The following is an 8,422-nucleotide window of genomic DNA, read 5'->3' as shown; positions in this document are numbered from 1 at the left end:
CTCACCGACCCCGCCCGGCCCCCCGAACCGATGGCGCGGCTCCGCGGCAGGTACCCCCACCTCATCAGTCTCGTCCTGGACCCCGACCCGGCCCCCGGCGACGGCGCGCTCACCTACGCCCAACGGCTGCGCGGCCGCACGGACCAGCAGATCGCCACCGACTTCGTGCGGCACGTCCGCGCCGGCCAGGGGCCCGACGACGCCGAGCGCGCCCTCCTGGACGACGCGCTCGACGCCGCCCGGACACCCGGCACCGCCGACCGGCCCGGCCCGGAGGAGCACAGCGCATGAGGCTCCACCGCCTCACCGTCACGGCGTTCGGCCCCTTCGCCGGAACCGAACGCGTCGACTTCGACACCCTCGCCGCCGCCGGGGTCTTCCTCCTCCACGGCCCCACCGGCGCGGGCAAGACCGCCATCCTGGACGCCGTCTGCTACGCCCTGTACGGATCCGTCCCCGGCACCCGGCGCAACGACCTGACCGCCCTGCGCAGCCACCACGCCGACCCGCGGACCGCGACCGAGGTCGTCCTCGACGTCACCGTCGAGGGACGGCGCCTGGAGATCACGCGCCGCCCCGACCAGAGCCGCCCCAAGAAGCGCGGCACCGGTCTCACCCGCGACAAGGCGGTCAGCCTGCTGCGCGAACACCACCCCGACACCGGCTGGCGCGGACTGAGCCGGTCCCACCAGGAGATCGCCGACGAGGTCGGACGCCTCCTCGGCATGAACCGCGACCAGTTCTGCCAGGTGGTGCTGCTGCCCCAGGGCGACTTCGCCCGCTTCCTGCGCGCCGACGCCGAGGAACGCGCCAAGCTCCTCGGCCGGCTCTTCGACACCAGCCGCTTCGCCGCCGCCGAACACCACCTCGCCACCGGGCGCGCCGCCGCCCTCGACCGGCTCCGCGCCGCCGACCGTGCCGTCGACCACCTCCTCCAGCGCGTCCAGCAGGCCGCGGGTGACCCGGCCCCGCCCCCGGGGGCCGCCGAACCGGACACCGACGACCACCGCGACGAGGCCCGCACCGACTCCGCGCTCGCCTACGCCGCCGTCGCCCGGTGCGCCGCCCGCGAGGACCACGAGCGCGCCGTCCTCACCACCGAGACCGCCGAGCGGGAACAGGCGAACGCCCAGCGCGACCTCGCGGAGGCCACCGAGACCGCGCGTCTCCAGCAGCGACACGCCGGCGCCCACCACCGCGCCGAGACCCTCCGGCAGCGCGAGGAACACATCGGCGCCCTCCGCACACGGCTGGAACGGTCCCGCGCCGCCGAAGCCGTCGCCCCCGCACTCGACCTGCGCGAGGACGCCGGCGCCGCACTCCGGACCGCCCGCGCCACCGAGGCAGCCGCCCGGAACGGGCTTCCCCGCGAACTCGCCGACGCCGCGGCCGAACAACTGGCCGGCCGCGCCCGCACCACCCGCGAGCAACTGGGCGCCCTCAGCTCCGCCCACCGGGCCGAGGAACGCGCCGACCGGCTCCGCGCGGAACGCGCCGCGCTCGACACCGACGAGGCCGCCGACCGCGAACTCCTGCGCACCGCCGAACGCGAGCTCGCGCAGACCACCGAACGCCGCACCGTCCTGCGCGCCCACCTCGACACCGTCCGCGACCGCGCGGCCGGCGCCGACACCCTCACCGCGCGCCTGGAACCCGCCCGGAACCGGCTCGCCGCCGCCCGGCGCGCCACCGAGATCACCGCGCGCCTCGACGACCTCTCCGCCACCGCGCGCCGCGCACGCGAGGACGCCGTCACCGCCCACGAACACTGGCTCGCCGTCCGCGAAGAGCGCCTCGACGGCCTCGCCGCCGAACTCGCCGCGACCCTCACCCCCGGCACACCCTGCGCCGTCTGCGGCGCGACCGACCACCCCCGCCCGGCCGGCCCCGGCGCCTCCGGCGCCGACCGAGCCACCGAGGAACACGCCCTCGCCGCCCACCAGCGGGCCACCGCGCACCGCCAGGACACCGAACGCGACGTCACCACCGCCCGCCAGGAGCTGACCGCCCTCACCGAACTCGCCGACGGCCGGGACCACACGGAACTCGCGGCCGAGGTCGACCGCCTGGAGAAGGAACGCGCCGCCGCCCGCGCCGCCGCCGACCAGCAGCAGCGCGCCACCTCCGACCTCGCGACCGCCGACAGCCGCCACGCCACCCTCACCGCACGGCTCGTCGAGACACGCGAACGCTCACTGGCCCGCGCCACCCGCCGCACCGCGCTCGACACCGACCTCGCCGAACTCGACGCCGAGAGCGCCGGCGCCCGCGCCGGAGCCGCCAGCGTCGCCGAACGAGCCCGGTCGCTGGAGGAACTGGCCGACCGCCTGGAGCGCGCCGCCCACGCCGCGCACGCCACCGACCGCGCCGCCGACCGGCGCAAGGACGCCGACGGCAAGGCGGCCGACGCCGCCTACCGGGCCGGCTTCACCACCCCCGACGACGCCGCGACCGCACTGCTTCCCGACGACCACCGCCGAGCCCTGAGCCAGGAGAGCGACCACCACTCCGCGGAGGAGGCCGCTGTCGCGGCCGTGCTCGGTGACCTCGCCACCGCCCGCGCCGCCGACCTGCCCCCGGCCGACCCGTCCGCCGCCCAGGCCGCCGCCGACCGGGCGCTGCGCCGCCTGCGGGCCGCGACCGCCACCGAGGCGGCGGCGGCCGCCCGCGTCAGCGAACTACGCCGCCTCTCCGACGAACTCGCCGCCGCGCTCCGCCGGCAGGCCCCCCTACGGGACCACGCCCACCGCGTCACCCGCCTCGCCCAGCTCACCGCCGGCACCACCGCCGAGAACAGCTACCGGATGCGGCTGGAGACCTACGTCCTGGCAGCCCGCCTCGAACAGGTCGCCCAGGTCGCCGGAGCCCGCCTGCACCGCATGTCCGGCGGCCGTTACACCCTCACCCACACCGACACCCGGGCCAAACGCGCCCGCAGCGGCCTCGGACTGCTGGTCACCGACGCCTGGACCGGACGCGACCGCGACACCGCCACCCTCTCCGGCGGTGAGTCCTTCATCGTCTCCCTCGCGCTCGCGCTCGGCCTCGCCGACACCGTCGCCGAGGAGTCCGGCGGACGCCGACTGGACACCCTCTTCATCGACGAGGGATTCGGCACCCTCGACGAGCAGACCCTCGACGAGGTGCTCGACCTGCTGGACTCCCTGCGCGAACAGTCCCGGACCGTCGGCATCGTCAGCCACGTCCCCGAACTGAGGGCCCGTGTCCCCGCACGCCTGGAAGTCCTCAAGACCAGCGACGGATCAACCGTCCGCCACCACGCCGTCCCCCTCGACCGCTGACCGCGACTCGGCCGCCGACGCCGGCAGCACCGGGCCGCACTCCCACCGCTGGAAAATCAGCCGCGTCTCCACCCGCGCCACCTCCCGCCGCGCTGTGAACTCCTCCAGCACCAGACGCTGCAACCCGGCCGCGCCCGCTACCGCGACATGCACCAGATAGTCGTCCGGACCGGTCAGATGGAACAGCGCCCGCGACTGCGGCAGCGCCCGGACCCGCTCCACGAACGGGCCGATCAGCTCCTTGCGGTGCGGTCGGACCTGTACCGACAGCAGCGCCTCCAGCGGCCGCCCCAACCGCGCCGGATCCACCCGCAGTTCGTACCCCAGAATCACCCCGCCCCTCCGCAGCCGGGCCACCCGGTCCAGACACGTCGAAGCCGCCACCCCGACCGCCGCCGCCAGATCGCGATAGGTCATCCGGGCGTCGTTCTGCAGAAGCCGGAGAATCTCCAGATCGACCGGATCGAGGACCAGCGAATCGGACATCGGCCGAACGTAGCACGGCACACGCCCCGCCGGACCCGGGCCGTGTTCAGAATGCCGCCATGGACACACTGCCCGCCACCCCGGCGCCCGCCCGCTCGCTGACGACCGAGGCCGTGCACGCCGGCCGCGAGGACCTGGCCGCCCTGGGAGTGCACGCCGCACCCCTGGACCTGTCCACCACCTACCCCTGCGCGGACAGCCGCGGCGAGGCCGCCCGCCTGGACGAGTTCGCCGCCACCGGCGCGCAGCTCGACGGCCCGCCGGTCTACGCCCGGCTCGACAACCCCACCACCGCGCGCTTCGAACGGGCCCTCGCACGGCTGGAGGGCTCCGAGGCCGCCGTGGCCTTCGCCAGCGGCATGGCCGCGCTCTCCGCCGTGCTGCTCGCCCGCGCCTCCGCCGGGCTGCGCCACGTCGTCGCCGTCCGCCCCCTGTACGGCTGCAGCGACCACCTCCTCGACAGCGGACTGCTCGGCACCGAGGTCACCTGGGCCGAGCCCGAACCCGAAGCGGTCCGCCGCGCGCTGCGCGCCGACACCGGGCTGGTCATCGCCGAGACACCGGCCAACCCCACCCTCGCCGAACTGGACCTCGCAGCGCTGGCGACCGCCTGCGGGGACACACCACTGCTTGTCGACAACACCTTCGCCACCCCCGTACTCCAGCGCCCGCTCGAACACGGCGCCCGGCTGGTGCTGCACAGCGCCACCAAGTACCTCGGCGGGCACGGCGACGTGCTGGGCGGAGTCGTCGCCTGCGACGAGGAGAGCGCGCGGACGCTGCGCCAGGTCCGGTTCGCCACCGGCGGAGTCCTGCACCCCCTCGCGGGCTACCTGCTGCTGCGCGGCCTCTCCACCCTGCCGGTCCGGGTCCGCGCCCAGTCCGCGACCGCCGCCGAACTCGTGCGGCGGCTGCGGGCCGACCCGCGCGTCACCCGCGTCCACTACCCGCGGGTCGGCGGGGCCATGGTCGCCTTCGAGGTCGACGGCGACCCGCACGCCGTCATCTCCGGCGTGCGGCTGATCACCCCGGCCGTCAGCCTCGGCAGCGTCGACACGCTCATCCAGCACCCGGCATCGATCAGCCACCGCATCGTGGCGCCCGGCGACCGCGAGGCCGGCGGCATCAGCGACCGGCTGCTGCGCATGTCGGTCGGGCTGGAGGACGCCGAGGACCTGTGGCAGGACCTCGACGCGGCCCTCACCGCCGCGACCACCGTGCCCACGCCCCCGGCCGCCGCCGCACCCGCACCCGGCGCGTCGCGCCCGGGGGAGCGGTCCCTCAGCGCCGCTGACGCGGCAGCGACAGCGCGGCGGGCTGCTCCCGCCGTACCGGCCGCGCCGTGACCACCAGCGTGCCCTCCGACCGGTCGTAGACCAGCGGCAGCCCTGTCGAACGCAGGGTTCGCACCATGGCCGTGTTGGAGGACTGGGTCACGGCGTAGACCGTGTCCCTGCCCGACCGCACGGCGAGCGCCAGCAGCTCGCGCAGCAGCGCCGCGCCCACCCCGCGGCGCTGCCAGCCGTCCTCCACCAGCAGCGCCACCTCGGCGTCGTCGCCGTCCCACAACAGATGCCCCAGGGCCACGAGTTCGCCGTCGGCGGACCAGGCGGCGAGTGACCGGCCGTGGTGCGGGCCGAGCAGATGGGAGAGATAGCGGTCGGCGTCACCCGGCGGACCGTGGTAGCGCCGCACCAGCGTCTCGGCCGAGCAGCGCCGGTGCAGCGCCCGTGCCGCCTCCAGGTCGTCGGGGCCGGCCGGCCGCACGGTGGTCCCGGCGGGCCCGGCCGCACCGGCCGACCGCGCGCGCCCGTCCTCCTCCGGCCGGACCGGTCCGGCCACGGTCCGGCACAGGCGGGTCGCCCCGGAGCCCGGAGCCCGGCCGGGCCAGGGTCGCCGTGAACGGGTCAGCCGTCGGAACGCGGAGGAATCACTCATGCCCCCACTTTCACCCCCCGGTATTGCGCGGCCACCAACGTCCTGTGACCGGTAAGTTAAGGATCTTTCCGGCAGACCGACAGAAGGCGGGCACCACAAAGCGGGCGCCCGTGCGCCGCCCGCCCCCTTGCCGGCGACCGCGACGCCGTCCCCGGACCGCTCGCACGGCATCCCCGGGACGACGCGACACTTCTGACAGGTCGTCAGCTCAACCCTACTGTGCGCACGGCTCCCGGCCGAACCCCACGGGCGCCGCCTCCGGGCGGCTCACAGACCGCCCGAGATCCGCAGCACCGCGCCCGAGGTGTACGACGCGTCGGGGGAGAGCAGCCACGCCACCGCGCCGGCCACCTCCTCCGGCTCGCCCGGCCGGCGCATCGGCACCCGGTCCTTGTTGCGCCACGGCCGCTGCGCGTCGCCCATGGCGGCGTGCATGTCGGTGACGATCATCCCCGGCTGCACCGAGTTGACGCGCACCCCCTCCTCGGCCAGCTCCTTCGACAGCCCCACGGTGATCGTGTCCACGGCCGCCTTGGAGCCCGCGTAGTGGACGTACTCCCCGGGGCTGCCCAGCGTCGCCGCGCCGGAGGAGATGTTCACGATCGCGCCGCCCGCACCCCCGTGCCGCGTCGACATCTCGCGCGCGGCGCGCCGGGCGCACAGCAGCGTCCCCATCACGTTCACGTCCAGCACGCGGCGCATGGTCTCCGCCGTGGTGTCCGTCAGCCGCCCCAGCAGGCCCGTCACCCCCGCGTTGTTGACCAGGCCCGTCACCCGCCCCAGCTCCTCGGTGGCGGTGTCGAAGAGCGCCTCCACGTCCTCCTCGACGCTGACGTCCGCCCGCACCGCGACCGCGGAGCCGCCGGCCTCCGTGATCCGCCGCACCGTCGCGTCGGCCGCGGACGAGTCCCGCGTGTAGCCGACCGCCACCCGGTGCCCCTCGCGGGCCAGTCGCAGCGAGACCGCCGCACCGATGCCCCGGCTGCCACCGGTCACCACCGTCACCGCCGTCGAACCGCTCATGGTGGCCCTCCTTCGTACGCATCGCGACATGTCACCGCGATGCTATCGAGCGCCTCCCGTCGGCCCTCGGCCGGATTGGTCTTGACCAACCCCGACCGCTCGCTCTATCGTCCCCATATACGCAAGAACCTTTCATAACCCGGCGTGGGTCGTCCCGCCGGCCCGTCTCACGCGGAGGCAAGGGTGGGGACCACACACGCCGAGCAGGTCGCCGAACCGAAGCACCGTCAGCTGAAGACGGTGCTCTCCGAGGCGCTGGACACCGAGTTCTCCGTCGGCCAGGTCCTCCCCAACGAACGGGAACTCGCCGCACGCTTCGGCGTCGCGCGCGCCACCCTGCGGCAGGCACTGGAGCAGCTCGAACTCGAAGGCCGACTGCAGCGCCGGCGCGGAGTGGGCACCACCGTCGCCCCGCCCCGGGTCGGCGTCGACGTCACCCCGACCCAGCACACCTGGCCGGGTGCCGCCGGGGACGCCTGGTCCGTCACCGACCGCACCGTCACCGAGCCCCCCGCCCATATCGCCCGGCTGCTGGGCATCGCCCCCGGAGCCACCGTGGAGACGGTGCACCGCACCAGGGTCACCCACGGCCAGCCCGTCGCGACCGAGCAGCTCTACGTCCCCGCCGCCTCACTCGGCGAACTGCCCGGCGCCGTCCCGGCCGAGGGCGCCGACCGCGGCCGCCACATCCTGCGCCGGCTGCACCGCCTCGAACTGGACGGACTCGACCGGTCCGTGGAACTCGGCTCGGCCACCGACGACGAGGCCCGCCGGCTGAGCCGGCTCCCCGGCGCGCCCGTACTGGTCGTCACCTCCCAGTACTTCGCCGCCGGACGCGCCGCCGCCGTCGGCGTCGCCACCTTCCGCGCCGACACCTGCCGCCTCACCATCGGAAACCAGCGCGCCGCCTCGCTGCTCGCCGGCTGACCGGGCCCTCCCGCCCGGCCGCCGCGCCGCTCCTCGCCTCCGGCGCCCGGGGCTCACACACCGTCAGGCCGGCGTGGACACCTCGAACAGCTCCGCCTCGACGTGGTCCAGCGCCAGCCGCAGCGCCCCGGTCGCCACCGCCGCCTCGCCCAGCGCCGACAGCTCGATCCGCGGCGTCCACAGGCAGTACATCCGCAGCTCACGTCGCAGCGAGGTCAGCACGTCGTCCAGGCCGGCCGCCCAGCCGCCGATCACCACCAGCTCCGGGTCCAGCGCCAGCACCAGCGCCGTCACATCGTGCACCAGCCGCTGCGTGAACCGCTCCACCGCCGCGACCGCCCGCGCGTCACCGGAACGCGCCAGCGCGAACACCGCCGCCACCGCTGCCTCGTCGAGCGGATGCAGCGGCTCACCCGTCGTCGACAGCAGATGCTCCGGCGTCAGCTCCCGCCCCAGCAGATGCAGCGCCCCGATCTCCCCGGCCGCCCCGTGATGGCCGCGGTGCAGCCGCCCGCCGATCAGCGAACCCGCTCCCGGGCTGAGCCCCGCCAGCACCATCACCACATCGCCGCACCCCACCGCCGTACCCGACCACCGTTCGCCCAGCACCGCGGCGTTGGCGTCGTTCTCCAGCAGCACCGGAACCCCCAGCAGCTCCCGCAGCCGCTCACCGAGCGGCAGTCCGGTCCACCCCGGCAACGCCGTGCACAGCCGCACCGAACCGCCCGCCCCGACAATCCCCGGCG

7 protein-coding genes and 1 pseudogene are annotated in these 8,422 nt (G+C 75.6%); 4 read left to right on the top strand and 4 right to left on the bottom strand.

The window, feature by feature from the left end; translation table 11 throughout:
• A pseudogene (locus E0D90_RS20635) lies at nucleotides 1–291 on the top strand (exonuclease SbcCD subunit D); the annotation flags it as partial.
• Nucleotides 288–3,302 (top strand): AAA family ATPase, encoded by a 3,015-nt coding sequence (locus E0D90_RS20630; RefSeq protein ID WP_130799589.1) that lies wholly within the window; start codon nucleotides 288–290, stop codon nucleotides 3,300–3,302. The pseudogene E0D90_RS20635 and the gene E0D90_RS20630, both read left to right, overlap by 4 nt.
• On the opposite strand, the gene E0D90_RS20625 is transcribed toward E0D90_RS20630, so the two are convergent.
• A complete protein-coding gene (locus E0D90_RS20625; protein WP_103500560.1) occupies nucleotides 3,264–3,788 on the bottom strand; it encodes an Lrp/AsnC family transcriptional regulator in 525 nt (174 codons plus the stop codon). The two genes, E0D90_RS20630 and E0D90_RS20625, sit on opposite strands and share 39 nt — an antisense overlap.
• Nucleotides 3,789–3,847: 59 nt before the next feature.
• Here E0D90_RS20625 and E0D90_RS20620 point away from each other — a divergent pair, with 59 nt between their 5' ends.
• Nucleotides 3,848–5,134, top strand: coding sequence for a trans-sulfuration enzyme family protein (locus E0D90_RS20620; RefSeq protein WP_130799588.1), 1,287 nt, complete (start codon nucleotides 3,848–3,850; stop codon nucleotides 5,132–5,134).
• On the opposite strand, the gene E0D90_RS28015 is transcribed toward E0D90_RS20620, so the two are convergent.
• Together E0D90_RS28015 and E0D90_RS20610 are read right to left on the bottom strand one after the other, a co-directional pair.
• Entirely contained in the window at nucleotides 5,070–5,726 is a 657-nt protein-coding gene (locus E0D90_RS28015; protein ID WP_438827422.1) for a GNAT family N-acetyltransferase, read from the bottom strand. The two genes, E0D90_RS20620 and E0D90_RS28015, sit on opposite strands and share 65 nt — an antisense overlap.
• A 267-nt stretch (nucleotides 5,727–5,993) precedes the next feature.
• Nucleotides 5,994–6,749: an SDR family oxidoreductase gene (locus tag E0D90_RS20610; protein ID WP_130799586.1), complete on the bottom strand. Its 756-nt coding sequence runs from the start codon at nucleotides 6,747–6,749 to the stop codon at nucleotides 5,994–5,996.
• Nucleotides 6,750–6,932: 183 nt separating this feature from the next.
• Between E0D90_RS20610 and E0D90_RS20605 the strand changes: the two genes are divergently transcribed.
• Entirely contained in the window at nucleotides 6,933–7,676 is a 744-nt protein-coding gene (locus E0D90_RS20605) for a GntR family transcriptional regulator (RefSeq protein WP_130799585.1), read from the top strand.
• Nucleotides 7,677–7,739: 63 nt separating this feature from the next.
• Here the strand turns inward: E0D90_RS20605 and E0D90_RS20600 are convergent.
• Nucleotides 7,740–8,422 (bottom strand): ROK family protein (locus E0D90_RS20600; RefSeq protein WP_130799584.1); only part of this gene is annotated, 683 nt, incomplete at its 5' end.

The sequence above is a fragment of the Streptomyces otsuchiensis genome (assembly GCF_004305975.1).
Lineage (GTDB): Bacteria > Actinomycetota > Actinomycetes > Streptomycetales > Streptomycetaceae > Streptomyces > Streptomyces otsuchiensis.
Note: the sequence above shows the minus strand (reverse complement) of the source record. Positions and strands in the feature narration are given on the sequence as shown.